Source organism: Tessaracoccus yangjingae (genome assembly GCF_054483935.1).
Genome location: NZ_CM137014.1, coordinates 3,177,346 through 3,193,877 on the forward strand (window position 1 = coordinate 3,177,346; position 16,532 = coordinate 3,193,877).

A 16,532-nucleotide genomic window follows, 5' to 3' on the forward strand; every position below is an offset into this window, starting at 1 on the left:
AGGGCACAGACCCAAGGCAACTGGCACAGTCTAGCCCGCGCCGCCTCAAGGACGAAATCGGCCCCGACGGCGCCCTCGACCCGGTTCCGCGGAGCAGAGGGGGCGCCCGGGGAGCCCGGCCGGCGGGGCCTGGCGGTCACTCGCTGCGCAGCGCCTCGACGGGGTCCCTGCGCGAGGCGGCCGACGCCGGGATCAGGCCGGCCAGCGCCGTCAGCCCCATGCTGACCAGCACGAGGATGACGGCCGCCTGCCACGGCAGCTGCGCCACGTTCGGCACGTCGAAGTTCGCCTCCACGATGGCGTTGGCGGGGATGGTCAGCAGGAACGTGACCGCCACGCCCAGCACGCCCGCCACGAATCCGACGATGAGGGTCTCGGCGTTGAACACGCGCCTGATGTCCCGCTTGCTCGCCCCGATGGAACGCAGGATGCCGATCTCCTTCTTGCGCTCCAGCACCGAGATGTAGGTGATGACGCCGATCATGATGGAGCTGACCACCAGCGAGATCGCCACGAAGGCCACCAACACGTAGCTGATGGTGTTGATGATGTCGGTGACGGAGCCCATGAGCGCCCCGACGATGTCGGTGAAGGTGATGACCCGGTCCTCGTCGCCGACCGCCCTGGCGCTGGCGTTGTAGGCGTCCAGGATGTCCAGCACCCGCTCCTTGGACTCGAAGTCCTTGGGGAAGATCTGGATGGTGGACGGATCGGCGAGGTCAGCGTAGCCGAGCGTGCGCAGGTTGCCCTCGAAGGAGCTCAGCTGCCGTGCGGTCATCGCCATCAGCAGCTGCGTCAGCTCGTCCTGGTTGCGGTTGAGCTGGAACGCCTCGGCGAAGGCCGTCTCGTCGATGCCCATGGCGTCGGCCATGTTTTCGCTGAGCCGGCCCATGGAGCCCTCGATGGCGGCCGAGATCTGGGAGCCGAGCGCGTCGGCCAACTGCGTGGACACGGTTCCCATGACCGCGCCCATCACGCCCTCGACGTAGGAGCCCATGGCTCCCTCCAGCTGCGCGGTGAGGACGTCGGTGTCGATCAGGCCGCTGGCCGCGGCGATGAGGTCCGCGCCCTGGGGCGAGGCGAGGAATCCGTCAAGATTGGACTCCACGTCGTCGACAGGCAGGTCGTTGGCGACGGTGTAGGCGAGGTATCCGCGCACCATCTGCGTCAGCAACCCGGCCTCCTCCCCCGGCGCCTGAGCAGCGGGCGCCTGCCCGCCCGGCGCCACCCCCAGGCCCGCCAGCAGTTCCAGCCCCTGCGGCGAGGCCAGGAATGTCCGCACCAGCGCCGCGACATCGGGCTCCTCACCCTCGGGCTGGTCGACGGCCGGCTCGGCCTGCCCTGCGAAGGCGTCATAGGCCTCCGCGGCGGCGAGCAGCCCCGCCGCGTCGACGAGCCCGCCGGTGGCAGCCAGGGCCGCCTGGCCTCGCTCCGAACTCAGGAACGCCTCGACCCTCGCCTGAGCGCTGGGAGACGTCGCGCTCGGCGCGGGGGCAGGCTGGTCGGAGGCCTCGGCCGGCGCCGGGGTGGGGGTCGCGGTGAAGCCGAGAAGCGCCTCCAGCAGGGTCGCGAGTGTCTCTGCGTCAAGGGGTTCGGGTTGCGGCACGGTGCCGACGAGCAGGTCCCGCCCGGCCGGGGACTCCAGGAAGAGCCGGAAGTTGGCCTCCGTGTCGGCAGCATCGAGCTGATTCTCCGCGACGAACACCGCGAAGGACGTGGCCAGCGTGGTGGTCCAGCTCACCACCTGACCGGTCTCGGCACCCATGTCGGGCGCGGACACGACGGAGGCGAGGTCGAGCTCCCCCAGCAACGAGGCCAGGTCAAGCCCCGGCAGCGTCGACGGGTCGAAGCTGAACTCCGGCAGGCTGAGGTTCTCCAGCGCGGAGGTGTCGATCTCGAGGGCGTCGGCGTCGAAGGTGAAGGCCCGGGTGATCGCCTCCTGGTCGACGCTGATGAGCTGAGAGAGGTCCATCTCCTCCGCAGCCGCCTGGTCGTCGGCGAAACTGCGGCCGGTGAGTACGTTGATGTCGCTGCGGGCGAGCTGGTCGGCGACGATCTCGGTAGTGGCCGCCTGCTCGATGACGTGCCTGGTCAGGGCGGGGGTGTAGTAGATGCCGGACTGAAGGATCGTGCTGTCCTCGACCGCCCGGACGACGCCGACCACCTCCAGCGTCTCGCCCGCGTCGACGACGTTCGCCACGTGTCGCTCGTCGGAGCTGCGGTCGGTCCACAGGCCGAACTCGGCGTCGTAGCTGTAGAGGTCCGCCACATTGACGAGCCTGAACGTCGCGGCCAGGAGGTCGTCGTAGGTGACGGTGATCGGCGCACCGGGCCCGGTGATGGGCTCCTCGTTCGCGAGCTGGGTGACCATCGCGTCGAGCTCGGCCGGGTCCCGCAACCCCATGGCGTAGAGCGTGAGGTCGCTGACCCTGCCGCTGGGGCTCAGCACCACGACGGTCTCGAGGGCGTCGTCGGGCCAACGTCCCGCGACCACGTCGTAATGGGTCTTCACCAGCGACAGGTCCTCGACCAGTTCGCTGAACACCCCTGACCCCCCGCCGGGGCCGAGGAGTGAGTTCACGGTCGAGGTGGGGTCGAGCCCGACGGAGTTGAAGGTGGTGTCCGGGTTGACCTGGCGAGGCGTCCCGCCGGCCTCCGAGTAGATCCGTGGGGTGACGTCGTAGCTGTACTCGATGGAGTTGACATAGGCGTCGATGCCGCTGTCGCCGTCGTCGAGGTAGCGCTTGAAGGAGGCGAGGTCGTTGGTGCCCACCCCGCTGAGCATCCGCGAGACCCGCTGAGCCTCCTCGACCTCGCCCTCGGCGGGCGCCGGGGCGTCGTCGTCGTTGCCCGCCGACCCCGTCAGCAGGGAGGTGAGGTCGAAGCCCTGCCGCTCGATGGACAGCGGGTACATCGAGAGGGTGTCCTCCTCGACGCCCTTGATGTAGAGGCCGACACCGTTGGCGAGCGCGAGGATCGCGGCGATGCCGATGATGCCGATGCTCCCCGCGAACGACGTCATGAGGGTGCGGCCCTTCTTCGTCATCAGGTTGTTGAACGACAACGCAATGGCGGTGAGGAAGCTCATGGCCGTGCGCCGCGCCGGGCGTGCACCCTCCTCCTGCTGCCCGGGCTCGAAGGGGTCGGTGTCGGAGAAGACGACGCCGTCGCGGAGCTGGACGATGCGGGTGGCGTGCTCCTCGGCCAGGTCTGGGTTGTGGGTCACCATGATGACCAGGCGGTCGCGGGCGATGGCCGTCAGAAGGGCCATGATCTGCACGCTGGTGGCCGAGTCGAGGGCGCCGGTGGGCTCGTCGGCGAGCAGGATCTCCGGGTCGTTGATGAGCGCGCGGGCGATGGCCACGCGCTGCATCTGGCCGCCGGAGAGCTGGTTGGGGCGCTTGTGCACGTGGTCTTCCAGCCCCACCTCCGACAGCGCGGCCATGGCGCGCCGCCTCCTCTCCGACGGCGCGACGCCCGCCAGCGTCAGGGCCAGCTCGACGTTGGAGAGGACGCTCTGGTGCGGGATGAGGTTGTAGGCCTGGAAGACGAACCCGATGCGGTTGTTGCGGTAGGTGTCCCAGTCGCGGTCGCTGTACTCGTCGGTGGGGATGCCGTCGATGGCGAGGTTGCCCGAGTCGTAGTGGTCGAGGCCACCGACGACGTTGAGCAGCGTGGTCTTGCCGGAGCCGGAGGGGCCGAGGATCGCGACGAACTCGTTGTCGCGGAAGGCGATGGAGACGTCGTCCAGGGCGACCTGGGTGAAGTCGCCTGTGGTGTACGACTTGCGGACGTTCTCAAGCTGGAGCATGGGTCCTCGGTGACAAGATGCCGCGGGGTGGGCCGTGAGCCTTCCAGGATACGTCACTGCATCCGACGAACCAGAGCCGGCTTTCGGGGAATGCGAAGCGCCCGGCCCATGTGAGGTGGACCGGGCGCCTTGTGGCAACCGAGGACTATCGGCTCCGGCGACGACCGCTCTCGGCCGAGAACCGGGCGACTCCACCCGACGAGGCGGTGGCCGCCGCCGCGGGGCGTCGGGACCGGCCCTCGGCGGGACGCTCGCCGCGCTGGCCCTGGGGGCGCTGGCCGCGACCCGCCTGGGGGCGGTCGGAGCCGGCGCGCGGGCGCGGAGCCGCCCCACCGCGACGCCCCCCGCCGCCCTGCTGCTGCGGGACCTCCGGCTTCAGGATGCCCCCGGGGAACGCCCGCTCGCCGGGCGCGATCTCCTGAAGCACCGGGTGCCGCTCATCGGCGCGGGTGACCGTGGGGTTCACGCCTGCCTTGCGGGTGAGGGCGCGGACGTCGGAGCGCTGCTCGTCGAGCATGAGGGTGACGACGGTGCCCTCCGCACCGGCGCGGGCGGTGCGGCCCGAGCGGTGCGTATAGGCCTTGTGCTCGACCGGCGGGTCCGCATGGATGACGAGGCCCACGTCGTCGACGTGGATGCCGCGGGCGGCGACGTCTGTGGCCACCAGGGTCTGCGCGGTGCCCGCGTGGAAGGCCGCCATCGAGCGTTCGCGCGCGTTCTGGCTCATGTTGCCCTGCAGCTCGACGGCGGGGATCCCCGCCGCGTTGAGCTGCCGGGCGATCTTCTTGGCGCGGTGCTTGGTGCGCGTGAACACCACCGAACGTCCCGGGGCGGCCGCGAGGTCGATCAGCACGGGGAGGTGCTGGGCGTCCGCCACGTGCAGGACATGGTGGGTCATCGTCGCGACCGGCGACTCAGCGGAGTCCGCCTCGTGGACGACAGGGTCGTGCATGAACTGGTCCACCAGCGTGCCCACCGCCTTGTCCAGCGTGGCGGAGAAGAGCATCCGCTGACCGGTCTTGGGGGTCTGCGAGAGCAGGCGCCGGACCGACGGGAGGAACCCGAGATCGGCCATGTGGTCGGCCTCGTCGATGATGGTGATCTCGACGCCGCCGAGCGAGGCGACGCCCTGCTTGATCAGGTCCTCGAGTCGACCGGGGCAGGCCACGATGACGTCGACGCCCCTGGTGAGCGCCGCCGCCTGCGGCTTCTGGTTCACGCCGCCGAAGATGGTGCGCGAGGTGAGGCCGGCGGTCAGGGCGAGCGGCGCGAGGGCCTCGTCGATCTGGATCGCGAGCTCGCGGGTGGGCGCCAGGATCATGGCCCGGGGACGCTTGGGCGCGCGACGGGTCGACGACGCGGCGAGGCGTGCCACCAGGGGCAGCAGGAACGCGTAGGTCTTGCCGGAGCCGGTGCGTCCGCGGCCGAGGACGTCGCGGCCGCTGAGCGAATCCGGCAGGGTCGCGGCCTGGATCGGCGTGGGGGTGGTGATGTCGCGGCCCTCGAGGACTGCGCTGAGAGAGGAGGGCACGCCGAGCGCGCCGAAGGACAGGGTGGTCATGAAAGGTACTCCCATGTGGGGGCGATGCAGCGGTTCTGCCCGGCGCGGAAAGGTCCGCAGCGCGATGGCATCAGGAAAATGAAGCTCGGGGACTCGAAGCAGAACGATCCGAGTGCTGGGGAGCAGTCTACCCCAGGCTCGGCGCGATGCCCGCATCGCGCCGGCGGCGAGCACCGGTCTCACGGGGGGTGTGCCAGCATCGTCCCTTATCAGGACGGCATCTGTAACGCCTTGGGTGGTTGTCCACAGGTTGCCTGCCGCACGGGAAATCGCGTCGGCCGGTGACCACAGTGGGGCCGACATCCCCAGACTCCCAGGAAGCCCACGACATGCGCCGGTACCTCGCCCCCGTCCTCCTCATCTCCCTGCTGCTCATGACGCTCATCCGGCCGGACCTCGCCCTCGCCGGCCCGCAGGACGGGCCACGAGAGGGCTCCGGCCACACCGTGACGATGCCGCGCACCGGCCGGGACTGGTACGGCGCCTACCGGATGGGACCCACGACCGCCTACTGCGCCGACCTGATGTCCGCTCCCCCGCGCCGGGCGACGGCGTGGACCGAGGCCGCCGTCCGGTCTCCACTCATCAAGCAGGCGGGACCGGCCGGCGGATCGGTGCTGCCCCATGGCAACGGCAGCGTCGCCACCACCGCGGACGAGCTGGCAGACCTCGCCTGGGTGCTCACGCACACCGGCCAGGCGCCCTCCCCCGACACCGGTTCGGCCGTCGAGCACTTCGTCCGCGTCCGGACCGTCAGCGGAGCCGAGCAGACTGCACGCGAGGACACCCGCTGGGCAGCGGTCGTGGCCGCGCATCCGTCGGCCCGGGCGGAGTTCGACACTCTGACCCGAGGGGCGGCGCTCTTCGCCGGACCGTATACCGCCAGGCTGGAGTGGGACAGGCGCCCCACCCTCGAGGACCCCACGGGGCGGCTGCTCGCCTCTGTGCTGTCGCGGTCCGGCAACGCCGTCCCCGGAGTCGCCCTCGCCGTTCGGGTCACGGGCTCGATGACAGTAATCTCCGCTCCTGCCCGCACCGGGAGCGACGTGGTCGCCATCGACCTGGCACTCCAGCTCCCCGGGGTCGACCCCAGCGCGGGGGGAGTCGAGGTCTCCTTCGCCGGACTGGCCGGCCCGGCCCCCCGCGTCTTCGTGCCGGCCGAGCGCACGGTGCAGCGCCTCCTGGCGGCCCCCGCCACCCGGACGGTCTCGGCGGCGGCAACGGCGACCCTCGAGCCCCGCTTCATGCCCAGGGTCACCACGAAGACCCGCGACGTGGTGGCCGTGGCGGGAGAACCGGCCATCGACATCGTGACCGTGTCGGGCGGTCGGCCCGGCGCGCAGTTCGCGGGCTCGACCACGCTCTTCGGGCCGTTCGCCTCACTCGACGAGCTCGCCGCCGCCGACCCGGGCGACGCCCCCCGCGTCGGCACCGCCCCGTTCGGCGGCCGCTACGACGACGACGGCGGCGCCGAGGTCCACAGCGGGGAGCTCACGTTCCCGGGCGCGGGCTACTACACCTGGGTCGAGGCCTTGGAGCCGGCCGAGTTCGTCACCCCTCCCGCGCCCCCCGCCTGGCCCCAGCTCCCCGAGACGAGCCTGGTGGTCGCGCCTGAGGTGGACACCGAGTTGACCCCCCATGGCCTCTCGGTCTCCGGCGTCGAGGCCTCGGACACGGTCCGCCTGGCCGGCGTGCCCGCCCTGGCCGTGCCCGATGGGTCCCAGCTGAGGGTGCGCGTCTCCGGGCGCCTCGTCGGGCCGGTGCCGCCCCGAGGGACGGACGCCGATCCCACCTGTGAGGGCGTCGACTGGGCCGGCGCGCCGGTGGTGGCGCGATACGAGGATCTCGATCTTCCCCCAGGTCCCGGCGGCCTTCACCTCGCGGGGCTCGCCTCGGCACGGTTGAGCGAGCCGGGCTGCTACTCCGCGGAGGCCAGGGTCACCCTCACGCACGACAGCAGGGAGCCCATCGTCGTGGAGCATGCGGTCGGGCATCCCGCCCAGAGCGTCCTCATCGGCGAGGCCCCTGTGCCGAGCCCTGAGCCCACCGCGAGGCCGAGCGCGACCCCCGCCCCTGAGCCGCGGCCCACTCCCCCGCCCGCGGTGATCGTGACGGTCCCACCCGTCCACGCACGCCCGGGCCTTCCCTCCACCGGGGACTGAACTCAACCGGACGAGCACACACAGCACCGCGGCCCGTCCCCTCGGAAGGGACGGGCCGCGGTGCTGATGTGCGGGTGCGAGCCTACTTGGCGCGCTCGACGATCTCGACCAGGCGCCAGCGCTTCTGCGCCGACAGCGGACGGGTCTCCATGACGCGAACGCGGTCGCCGATGCCGGCCGAGTTCTCCTCGTCGTGCGCCTTCAGGCGCGACGACTTGGTCATGACCTTGCCGTAGAGCGGGTGCTTCACCCGATCCTCGACGAGGACGACGATCGTCTTGTCCATCTTGTCCGACACGACGATGCCCTGCAGCACCTTGCGGGCGCCGCGCTGCTCAGTGGTGGTCTCTTCACTCATGTTCACTTCTCCTCAACAACCGGCTCGTCGACGATGCCGAGGTTGCGCTCCTGCAGCACGGTGTAGATGCGTGCGATGTCCTTGCGGACGTTGCGCATCCGGCTGCTCGACTCCAGCTGGCCGGTGGCAGCCTGGAACCGGAGGCCGAACAGCTCCTCCTTCAGCTCAACGACCTTGGCGTTGAGCTGATCACGCGACAGACCACGCAGGTCGTGTGCGGCGAGAGAATTACTCATCAGATGTCACCTGCTTCGCGCTTGATGAAGCGTGCCTTGAAGGGCAGCTTGTGGATGGCCAGGCGCATGGCCTCGCGGGCGACGTCCTCAGGAACTCCGGAGAGCTCGAAGAGCACGCGGCCCGGCTTGATGTTGGCGATCCACCACTCGGGGGAACCCTTGCCGGAGCCCATGCGGGTCTCGGCCGGCTTCTTGGTCAGGGGGCGGTCCGGGTACACGTTGATCCAGACCTTGCCGCCACGCTTGATGTGGCGGGTCATGGCGATACGAGCGGCCTCGATCTGACGGTTGGTCAGGTAGGACGACTCGAGCGCCTGAATCCCGTACTCACCGAAGGCGAGCTTGGTGCCGCCCTTGGCCGCACCGTCACGCGTGGGGTGGTGCTGCTTACGGAACTTGACTCGACGAGGAATCAGCATGATCAGGCTCCTGCGTTCTCAGTTGCTGCCGCAGCGGGCGCGTCGCCCTGGGCTGCGTCGGCGCGACGGCGACCGCCACGCTCGGGACGATCCCCACGAGCCTCGCCGCGTGCCGGACGACGGCCCGGACGCTGCTGACGGCCACCGGGGGCGGCGTTGCGGGCGGCCTTCTGGGCCGCGCGCTCGGCGCGGGTGCCGGTGACGTCGCCCTTGTAGATCCACACCTTCACGCCGATGCGGCCGAACGTGGTGCGGGCCTCGTAGAAGCCGTAGTCGATGTCGGCGCGGAGGGTGTGCAGCGGCACCTGGCCGTCGCGGTAACCCTCGGAGCGCGACATCTCGGCGCCGCCGAGACGGCCGGAGCACTTGATGCGGATGCCCTTGGCGCCCGCACGCATGGCGGTCTGCTGGGCCTTGCGCATGGCGCGACGGAAGGCGACACGGGCACCGAGCTGCTCGGCGACACCCTGGGCCACCAGCTGCGCATCGATCTCGGGGTTCTTGACCTCGAGGATGTTCAGCTGCACCTGCTTGCCGGTGAGCTTCTCCAGCTCAGCGCGGACGCGCTCGGCCTCGGCACCGTTACGGCCGATGACGATGCCCGGGCGGGCGGCGTGCAGGAAGATGGTGACCCGTTCCGAGCGGCGCTCGATTTCGATCGACGAGATGCCGGCGCGCTCGAGGGTCTTGGTGAGGTACTCCCGGATCTTGACGTCCTCGCCGACGAACTCGGAGTACTGCTTGTCGCTGTACCAACGCGAGTTGTGGTCGGTGGTGATGCCGAGGCGGAAGCCAATCGGGTTGATCTTTTGGCCCATAATCAGGCTCCCTTCGTCTCGCGGGGTTCGACGACCACGGTGATGTGCGCACCGCGCTTGAGGATGCGGCTGGCCGAACCCTTCGCACGCGGGCGGATTCGACGCAGCGTCACGCCCTCGTCGACGAACGCCTTGGAGATGTAGAGGTCGTCGGACCGCAGTGCCTCAGCGCTCTCCGCGTTGGCCACGGCCGAGGCCACGACCTTGAAGACCGGTTCAGAGGCGGCCTGCGGAGCGAACTTCAGTGCGACCAGGGCGTCCTTGACGTCCATGCCGCGGACCAGGTCGACGACGCGGCGGACCTTCGTGGGGCTCATCCGGACGTGGCGCGCAATGGCGTACGAGCCAGGACGATCACCGAGCAGGTTCTCGCGACGACGGCTGTTGCCGTTCTCGTTGCTCATAGTTGAATCAGTTCCTTTTCTCGCGCCTTAGCGGCGACGGGCCTTCTTGTCGTCCTTCACGTGCCCCTTGAAGGTGCGCGTGGGAGCGAACTCGCCCAACTTGTGACCGATCATCGACTCGGTGACGAACACCGGGATGTGCTTGCGCCCGTCGTGCACGGCGATGGTGTGACCCAGCATGTCGGGGATGATCATCGAACGGCGCGACCAGGTCTTGATCACGGTCTTGGTGCCCTTCTCGTTCTGCACGTCCACCTTCTTCTGCAGGTGGTCGTCGACGAAGGGGCCCTTCTTCAGGCTGCGTGGCATAGTTCCTCAGGCTCCCTATCAGCGCTTCTTGCCGGTCTTGCGACGGCGGACGATCAGGCGACTGCTCGCCTTGTTCTTGTCGCGGGTGCGGCCCTCGGGCTTGCCCCACGGCGACACGGGGTGGCGGCCACCCGACGTGCGGCCCTCGCCACCACCATGCGGGTGGTCGACGGGGTTCATGACGACACCGCGGACGGTCGGGCGGACGCCCTTCCAGCGGCTGCGGCCGGCCTTGCCCCAGTTGATGTTGGACTGCTCGGCGTTGCCGACCGTCCCGATCGAGGCGCGGCAGCGGACGTCGACCATGCGCATTTCGCCCGAGGGCATGCGCAGCGTGGCGTACTTGCCCTCGCGGGCCACCAGCTGGATGGCGGCACCGGCCGAGCGGCCGAGCTTGGCGCCGCCGCCCGGACGCATCTCCACGGCGTGCACCGTGGTGCCGACGGGGATCTGACGCAGCTCCAGGTTGTTGCCCGGCTTGATGTCCGAGCCCTCACCTGCGGTGATAATCGTGCCCTGCGCCAGGCCGTTCGGCGCGATGATGTAGCGCTTCTCGCCGTCGGCGTAGTGCAGCAGCGCGATGCGGGCGGTGCGGTTGGGGTCGTACTCGATGTGAGCGACCTTGGCCGGCACGCCGTCCTTGTCGTAGCGCTTGAAGTCGATGATGCGGTAGGCCTGCTTGTGGCCGCCACCGATGTGGCGCGTGGTGATGCGCCCGGTGTTGTTGCGGCCGCCGGTCTTCGGCTTCGGCGCGAGCAGAGACTTCTCCGGCGTCGAGCGCGTGAGTTCAACGAAGTCGGACACGCTGGAGCCACGGCGGCCCGGCGTAGTCGGCTTGTACTTACGGATACCCATGAGTGTTCGTTCCTTCTCTCAGCGGCTCGCCGGTCAGTTGACCGGGCCTCCGAAGATGTCGATGCTCTGGCCCTCAGCGACGGTGACGATCGCACGCTTGGTGTCGACCTTCTTGCCGTACCCGTACTTGGTGCGGCGACGCTTGCCGGTGCGGTTGAGGGTGTTCACTGAGGTGACCTTGACGTCGAAGATGGCCTCGATGGCGATCTTGATCTCGGTCTTGTTGGCGTCGGGCGAGACGATGAAGGTGTACTTGCCGTCATCGAGCAGGTTGTAGCTCTTCTCGCTCACCACGGGACGCAGGATGACGTCGCGGTGATCGCGGATCTTCAGCGCTGTCGTCACTTGTCCTTCTCCTCAGTCTTCTTGGCCTTGGCCTTGGCCTTCGGCGCCTCGGCGGCCGGGGCCTCGTCGGCGATCTCGACCGTCTCGGTCGTGGTGTCCTCGGCGACGGCCTCGGACTCGGTGGCGACGGCCTTCGCCGACTTCCCTCCGGCGGGACCGGCCGAGAACGCGGCCAGCGCTGCGGAGGTGAAGACCACCTTGTCGTTGACCAGCACGTCGTAGGTGTTGAGCTGGTCGACGGCGAGCGCGTGCACCGTCGGAACGTTGCGAAGGCTCAGCCAGGCGACATCCTCGAAGCGGTCCAGCACGACGAGCACCTTGCTCAGGTCACCCGCGACGCCGGTCAGGGCCTCGATGGCCGCCTTCGTGGAGGGCTTGTCCCCCGCGACGATCTCGGAGATGACGAAGACGCCACCCTCGCGGGCGCGGTCCGACAGGGCGCCACGGAGGGCCGCCGCGATCATCTTCTTGGGGGTGCGCTGCGAGTAGTCGCGCGGCTGCGGGCCGTGCACGACACCGCCACCGGCCCACTGCGGGGCGCGGCGCGAACCCTGACGGGCGCGGCCGGTGCCCTTCTGGCGCCACGGCTTGATGCCACCGCCGCGGACCTCGCCGCGGGTCTTGGTGGAGTGCGTGCCCTGGCGGGCCGCGGCCAGCTGGGCCACGACGACCTGGTGGATCAGCGGGATGTTGGTGGGCGTATCGAACAGCGCCGCGGGGAGATCGGCCTTGCCGGCCTTCTTGCCCTTGGCGTCGACGACGTCAACGGTCAGGTCGCTCATGAGACGACACCCTTCTTGGCTGCGCTGCGGACGACGACGAGCGACCCGTTGTTGCCGGGAATGGCGCCGCGGACCAGCAGCAGTCCACGCTCAGCGTCGACGGCGTGGACCTTGAGGTTCTGGATGGTGACCTTGGCGTTGCCCATCCGGCCGGCCATCTTGAGGCCCTTGAAGACCTTGCCGGGGGTGGAGCAGCCGCCGATGGAGCCCGGTGAGCGGTGCTTGCGGTGCACACCGTGCGAGGCCTTGAGGCCGTGGAAGCCGTGGCGCTTCATGACGCCCGCGGTGCCCTTGCCCTTGGTGGTGCCGGTCACGTCGACGATCTCGCCGTCGGCGAAGACCTCGGCGGTCAGCTCCTGGCCCAGGGTGAACTCGGAGGCATCCGCGGTGCGGAGCTCGACGAGGTTCTTGCGGGGGGTGACGTCCGCCTTGGCGAAGTGCCCGGCGGCCGGCTTGGTGACCTTCTTGGCCTTGATCGCGCCGTAGCCGAGCTGGACGGCGGAGTAGCCGTCGGTCTCAGGGGTGCGGACCTGGGTGACGACGCAGGGGCCGGCCTGGATCACGGTCACGGGGACGACCTTGTTGTTCTCGTCCCACAACTGGGTCATGCCGAGCTTGGTGCCCAGGATGCCCTTCACGATTCGTTCACTCATCTCTTCAGACCTCACGGAAGCTTGATCTCGATGTCAACACCGGCAGGCAGGTCGAGACGCATCAGCGAATCGACCGTCTTCGGGGTCGGATCGAGGATGTCGATCAGACGCTTGTGCGTACGCATCTCGAAGTGCTCGCGGCTGTCCTTGTACTTGTGGGGCGAACGGATGACGCAGTACACGTTCTTCTCCGTCGGCAGCGGCACCGGGCCGGCCACCTTCGCGCCCGTGCGGGTCACGGTGTCGACGATCTTGCGCGCCGAGCTGTCGATGACCTCATGGTCATACGCCCGCAGCCTGATGCGGATCTTTTGTCCAGCCACGTCGTTCCTTCTTCTCTAGCCCTTTGGAAATTTCAAGTTCCTTCGGGGTATTACCCCTTGTCACTCCAACCCCCGAGGTCGGGAGTGTCGCGCTCGTTGCCGCAAGTGAGGGCGAACCTTCCGGGCGGGAAGGCCACATCTCGCGCTTGGGCGTCTGCTCGACCTCGCTGGGGCACGGCGTCACAGGACGCCAACCCCTCGCGGAGCAACCGGACCATTCTGGCACGGTCTGCCCGGCCCGCCAAATCGACGGCGGTGCGGATGCCGATGCTCAGTAGACGCGCAGCCCGCGGTCCCGGAATGCGCGGCGCGCCTCCTCAAGACCCTCCTGGGACGGGGGCTGAGTGTGGGTCAAGGCATAGTCGAGCCCGAGCTGGGCCCACTTGTCGCGCCCCATCTGGTGGAACGGGAGCACCTCGACACGCCCGACCGCGGGGAGTGAGGCGGCGTACTCGGCGACGCCGTCGATGCAGGCGGGATCGTCGGTGAGACCGGGCACGAGGACGAACCGGATCCACGTCTCGATCCCGAGGTCGCCGAGCCGGCGGCCGAACTCCAGCGTGGGCGCCAGCGGGCGGCCCGTCACGAGCGAGTGCGTCGCCTCGTCGCCCGCCTTCACGTCGAGCAGGACGAGGTCCACGTCGGCCAGCAGCTGGTCGGTGGCGTTGCGCCCCAGGAAGCCGGAGGTGTCCAAGGCCGTGTGGATGCCCATCTCCTTCGCCCCGCGCAGGATCCTCGCGGCGAAGGCGGGCTGCTGGAGCACCTCGCCGCCGGAGAGCGTGATGCCGCCCCCGGTGGCTCGGAAGACGCCGCGGTAGCGCCGAATCCGGGCCAACAGGTCCTCGGCGAGGATCGGGAGGCCGCGGGAGGCGGCCATGGTGTCCGGGTTGTGGCAGTAGAGACAGCGCAGCGGGCACCCGGCCAGGAACGTGGTCATGCGCGTTCCCGGCCCGTCGACGGCGGTGACCAGCTCCCAGGAATGGACCGAACCAACCTCCCCCGCCCGTTGCGCCGCGAGGAGTTCGCCCCGGTCGAGGTGGTCGGCCACCGGCAGCCCGCCCAGCATCGAGGAGGGCCGCGCGAGGGTCGCCGTCACGGCTACAGGGCCTCGTGGAAGGTCCGCGACAGCACGTCCAGCTGCTGTTCCCGCGTCAGCTTGACGAAGTTGACGGCGTATCCCGACACGCGGATGGTGAGCTGCGGGTAGTTCTCGGGGTTCTCCATGGCGTCGAGGAGCGTCTCGCGGTTGAGCACGTTGATGTTGGCGTGGTAGAGGCCCTCACCCATGCCGGCGTCCAGGATCCCGACCAGGTTGGCGACGCGCTCCTCACCCGTGCGGCCGAGCGCCTGGGGCGTGATGGTGTTGGTCAGCGAGATGCCGTCGAGCGCGTCGTCGTAGGAGAGCTTGCCCACGCTCATCATGGAGGCGAGCATCCCGTGCGTGTCCGCCCCGTTCTCAGGGTTGGCGCCGGGCGCGAACGGGGTGCCGGCGGCGTGCCCGCAGGGGAAGGCGCCGGTGGCCTTGCCGTAGACCACGTTGGACGTGATGGTCAGCACGGACTGGGTGGGCACCGCGTCGCGGTACAGCTTGATGCCGCGGATCTTGTCCATCACGGTCGCGACGACGAGCTGCGCCAGCTCGTCGGCGCGGTCGTCGTCGTTGCCGTAGCGGGGGAAGTCGCCCTCGGTGATGTAGTCGACCACGAGGCCGGTCTCGTCGCGCACCGGGGTGACGGTGGCGTACCGGATGGCCGCCAGCGAGTCCGCGACGATCGACAGCCCGGCGATGCCGCAGCCGAGGGTGCGCACGATCTCGTCGTCGTGGAGCGCCATCTCCATGGCCTCGTAGGCGTAGCGGTCGTGGGAGTAGTGGATGATGTTGAGCGCCTCGACGTACGTCTCGACGGCCCAGGTCAGCATCTCGTCGTACCTGGCCCACACCGTGTCGAAGTCCAGCGGCTCGTCGCCGGTGATGGGCGCGAAGCCCTCGACCACCTGCTTGCCGCTCATCTCATCGCGGCCTCCGTTGACGGCGTAGAGGAACGCCTTGGCGGTGTTGAGGCGCGCGCCGAAGAACTGCATCTGCTTGCCGATGGCCATGGGTGAGACGCAGCACGCGATGGCGGTGTCGTCGCCCCAGTGGCAGCGGATCTGGCTGTCGGACTCGTACTGGAGCGCGGAGGTCTCGATGGAGATCGCGGCGCAGAAGTCCTTGTAGCCGGCCGGGAGGGCCGGATCCCAGTAAATGGTGATGTTGGGCTCGGGCGCCGGGCCGAGGTTGCGCAGCGTCTGCAGCAGCCGGAAGGAGGTCTTCGTCACCAGCGTGCGGCCGTCGTCGGCGAATCCGCCGTCGGACCAGGTGGCCCAGTAGGGGTCGCCGGAGAAGATCTGGTCGTAGTCCTTGGTGCGCAGGAAGCGCACGATCCGCAGCTTGGTGACGAGGGCGTCGATGACCTCCTGGGCGCCCTCCTCGCTGAGGGTGCCGGCGGCGATGTCGCGCTCGGCGTAGACGTCGAAGAAACCGGAGAGGCGGCCGATGCTCATGGCGGCGCCGTCCTGGCTCTTCACGGAGGCCAGGTAGGCGAGGTAGGTCCACTGGACGGCTTCGATGAAGGTGCCGGCGGGGCGGGCGAGGTCGAAGCCGTAGCTCGCGCCGAGGTTCTTCAGCTTCTGCAGCGCCTTGATCTGCTCGGCGTGCTCTTCGCGGTATCGGGCCCAGTTCTCGGAGAAGGGCTGGCCCGCGACGGAGTCGAGGTCCACGCGCTTGGCCTCGATGAGGCGGTCGACGCCGTAGAGCGCCACGCGGCGGTAGTCGCCGATGATCCGGCCGCGGCCGTAGGCGTCCGGCAGGCCGGTGATCAGGTGGGCGCTACGCGCCTTGCGGATGCGGGGGGTGTAGATGTCGAAGACGGCCTCGTTGTGCGTCTTGCGGTAGCGGGTGAAGATCTCCTTGACCTGCTCGTCGGGCTCGAGGCCGGCCTCGCGGATGGCGGTCTCCACCATGCGCCAGCCGCCCTGCGGCATCATGGGGCGCTTGAGCGGCACGTCGGTCTGGAGTCCCACCACGACGTCGTCGTCGGCGCAGATGTAGCCGGCCGGGAACGCGTCGACGTCGGCCGGGATGTGGGTCTCGACGTCGTAGACGCGCCGGGCGCGCTCCACGCTCAGGTACTCGCGCTGAAGCGTGTCCCACACGCGCAGCGTCTTGGCGGTGGGACCGGCCAGGAACGCCGCGTCACCCAGGTAGGGCGTGAAGTTGGCGAGGATGAAGCCGCGGACGTCCACGCTGCGCTGCCACTCCCCCGGGGTGAATCCGTGCCACGGGTCGGCGGCGGAGGTGCTGTCGTGAAGTGTGGCCGAGGCCGTCATGCTGCTCCCTGTGAGATGAACGCTTGGGTTCGAGTGCACTGGCAGCGCCGCCGACCGACAACCGGGGCGGATCCGTCCAGGAGCCGGCCACCGCGGTGTCGCCAACGATTGAGATAAATACTACTCC

Annotated in this window: 15 protein-coding genes and 1 pseudogene; 1 reads left to right on the top strand and 15 read right to left on the bottom strand. The window is 69.4% G+C overall.

Annotated elements, in window-relative coordinates:
• Positions 1-136: 136 nt before the first annotated feature.
• Both ACX1D3_RS14420 and ACX1D3_RS14425 read right to left on the bottom strand, forming a co-directional pair.
• Positions 137-3,811, bottom strand: coding sequence for an ABC transporter ATP-binding protein/permease (locus ACX1D3_RS14420; protein WP_458994507.1), 3,675 nt, complete (start codon positions 3,809-3,811; stop codon positions 137-139).
• Positions 3,812-3,956: 145 nt separating this feature from the next.
• Positions 3,957-5,372: a DEAD/DEAH box helicase gene (locus ACX1D3_RS14425; RefSeq protein WP_458994508.1), complete on the bottom strand. Its 1,416-nt coding sequence runs from the start codon at positions 5,370-5,372 to the stop codon at positions 3,957-3,959.
• A gap of 329 nt (positions 5,373-5,701) precedes the next feature.
• Between ACX1D3_RS14425 and ACX1D3_RS14430 the strand changes: the two genes are divergently transcribed.
• Positions 5,702-7,534, top strand: a complete 1,833-nt coding sequence (locus ACX1D3_RS14430) for a hypothetical protein (RefSeq protein ID WP_458994509.1) — start codon at positions 5,702-5,704, stop codon at positions 7,532-7,534.
• 82 nt (positions 7,535-7,616) lie between these two features.
• Here ACX1D3_RS14430 and rpsQ read toward each other — a convergent pair whose 3' ends face one another.
• The 13 genes and pseudogenes from rpsQ to pflB form a co-directional block, all read right to left on the bottom strand.
• On the bottom strand, positions 7,617-7,892 hold the full coding sequence (gene rpsQ / locus ACX1D3_RS14435; RefSeq protein ID WP_458994510.1) for a 30S ribosomal protein S17: 276 nt from the start codon (positions 7,890-7,892) through the stop codon (positions 7,617-7,619).
• Positions 7,893-7,894: 2 nt separating this feature from the next.
• Positions 7,895-8,128 carry a 50S ribosomal protein L29 gene (gene rpmC, locus ACX1D3_RS14440; protein WP_182782377.1) on the bottom strand — a complete coding sequence of 78 codons (234 nt, stop codon included), beginning with the start codon at positions 8,126-8,128 and terminating at the stop codon, positions 7,895-7,897.
• A complete protein-coding gene (gene rplP, locus ACX1D3_RS14445; RefSeq protein WP_182782376.1) occupies positions 8,128-8,547 on the bottom strand; it encodes a 50S ribosomal protein L16 in 420 nt (139 codons plus the stop codon). Before rplP ends, rpmC begins: the two co-directional genes overlap by 1 nt.
• Before the next feature lie 2 nt (positions 8,548-8,549).
• A complete protein-coding gene (rpsC, locus tag ACX1D3_RS14450; RefSeq protein WP_458994511.1) occupies positions 8,550-9,365 on the bottom strand; it encodes a 30S ribosomal protein S3 in 816 nt (271 codons plus the stop codon).
• A gap of 2 nt (positions 9,366-9,367) precedes the next feature.
• Positions 9,368-9,769 carry a 50S ribosomal protein L22 gene (rplV, locus tag ACX1D3_RS14455; RefSeq protein WP_458994512.1) on the bottom strand — a complete coding sequence of 134 codons (402 nt, stop codon included), beginning with the start codon at positions 9,767-9,769 and terminating at the stop codon, positions 9,368-9,370.
• Positions 9,770-9,796: 27 nt separating this feature from the next.
• Positions 9,797-10,078, bottom strand: a complete 282-nt coding sequence (gene rpsS / locus ACX1D3_RS14460) for a 30S ribosomal protein S19 (protein WP_458994513.1) — start codon at positions 10,076-10,078, stop codon at positions 9,797-9,799.
• 18 nt (positions 10,079-10,096) lie between these two features.
• Positions 10,097-10,933: a 50S ribosomal protein L2 gene (rplB, locus tag ACX1D3_RS14465; protein ID WP_458994514.1), complete on the bottom strand. Its 837-nt coding sequence runs from the start codon at positions 10,931-10,933 to the stop codon at positions 10,097-10,099.
• A 33-nt stretch (positions 10,934-10,966) separates the two neighbouring features.
• The gene (gene rplW, locus ACX1D3_RS14470; RefSeq protein WP_370585710.1) at positions 10,967-11,278 is read right to left on the bottom strand and encodes a 50S ribosomal protein L23; all 312 of its coding nucleotides are present in this window, start codon (positions 11,276-11,278) and stop codon (positions 10,967-10,969) included.
• Positions 11,278-12,060: pseudogene (gene rplD / locus ACX1D3_RS14475) on the bottom strand (50S ribosomal protein L4); the annotation flags it as partial. The gene rplW and the pseudogene rplD, both read right to left, overlap by 1 nt.
• Positions 12,057-12,713, bottom strand: a complete 657-nt coding sequence (gene rplC, locus ACX1D3_RS14480) for a 50S ribosomal protein L3 (RefSeq protein ID WP_458994515.1) — start codon at positions 12,711-12,713, stop codon at positions 12,057-12,059. The pseudogene rplD and the gene rplC, both read right to left, overlap by 4 nt.
• Before the next feature lie 11 nt (positions 12,714-12,724).
• On the bottom strand, positions 12,725-13,036 hold the full coding sequence (gene rpsJ, locus ACX1D3_RS14485) for a 30S ribosomal protein S10 (protein ID WP_040284687.1): 312 nt from the start codon (positions 13,034-13,036) through the stop codon (positions 12,725-12,727).
• 271 nt (positions 13,037-13,307) lie between these two features.
• Positions 13,308-14,132 carry a pyruvate formate-lyase-activating protein gene (gene pflA / locus ACX1D3_RS14490; protein WP_458994516.1) on the bottom strand — a complete coding sequence of 275 codons (825 nt, stop codon included), beginning with the start codon at positions 14,130-14,132 and terminating at the stop codon, positions 13,308-13,310.
• A 2-nt stretch (positions 14,133-14,134) separates the two neighbouring features.
• Positions 14,135-16,405, bottom strand: a complete 2,271-nt coding sequence (gene pflB, locus ACX1D3_RS14495; RefSeq protein ID WP_458994517.1) for a formate C-acetyltransferase — start codon at positions 16,403-16,405, stop codon at positions 14,135-14,137.
• Positions 16,406-16,532: the final 127 nt, after the last annotated feature.

Bases quoted from the DNA above. Each gene is read 5' to 3' on its own strand.
- rplP (WP_182782376.1), bottom strand. From the start codon at position 8,547: ATGCTGATTCCTCGTCGAGTCAAGTTCCGTAAGCAGCACCACCCCACG.
- rpsC (WP_458994511.1), bottom strand. From the start codon at position 9,365: ATGGGCCAAAAGATCAACCCGATTGGCTTCCGCCTCGGCATCACCACC.
- rpsS (WP_458994513.1), bottom strand. From the start codon at position 10,078: ATGCCACGCAGCCTGAAGAAGGGCCCCTTCGTCGACGACCACCTGCAG.
- rplB (WP_458994514.1), bottom strand. From the start codon at position 10,933: ATGGGTATCCGTAAGTACAAGCCGACTACGCCGGGCCGCCGTGGCTCC.
- ACX1D3_RS14420 (WP_458994507.1), bottom strand. From the start codon at position 3,811: ATGCTCCAGCTTGAGAACGTCCGCAAGTCGTACACCACAGGCGACTTC.
- rplC (WP_458994515.1), bottom strand. From the start codon at position 12,713: ATGAGTGAACGAATCGTGAAGGGCATCCTGGGCACCAAGCTCGGCATG.
- ACX1D3_RS14425 (WP_458994508.1), bottom strand. From the start codon at position 5,372: ATGACCACCCTGTCCTTCGGCGCGCTCGGCGTGCCCTCCTCTCTCAGC.
- ACX1D3_RS14430 (WP_458994509.1), top strand. From the start codon at position 5,702: ATGCGCCGGTACCTCGCCCCCGTCCTCCTCATCTCCCTGCTGCTCATG.
- rplV (WP_458994512.1), bottom strand. From the start codon at position 9,769: ATGAGCAACGAGAACGGCAACAGCCGTCGTCGCGAGAACCTGCTCGGT.
- rpsQ (WP_458994510.1), bottom strand. From the start codon at position 7,892: ATGAGTGAAGAGACCACCACTGAGCAGCGCGGCGCCCGCAAGGTGCTG.
- pflB (WP_458994517.1), bottom strand. From the start codon at position 16,405: ATGACGGCCTCGGCCACACTTCACGACAGCACCTCCGCCGCCGACCCG.
- rpmC (WP_182782377.1), bottom strand. From the start codon at position 8,128: ATGAGTAATTCTCTCGCCGCACACGACCTGCGTGGTCTGTCGCGTGAT.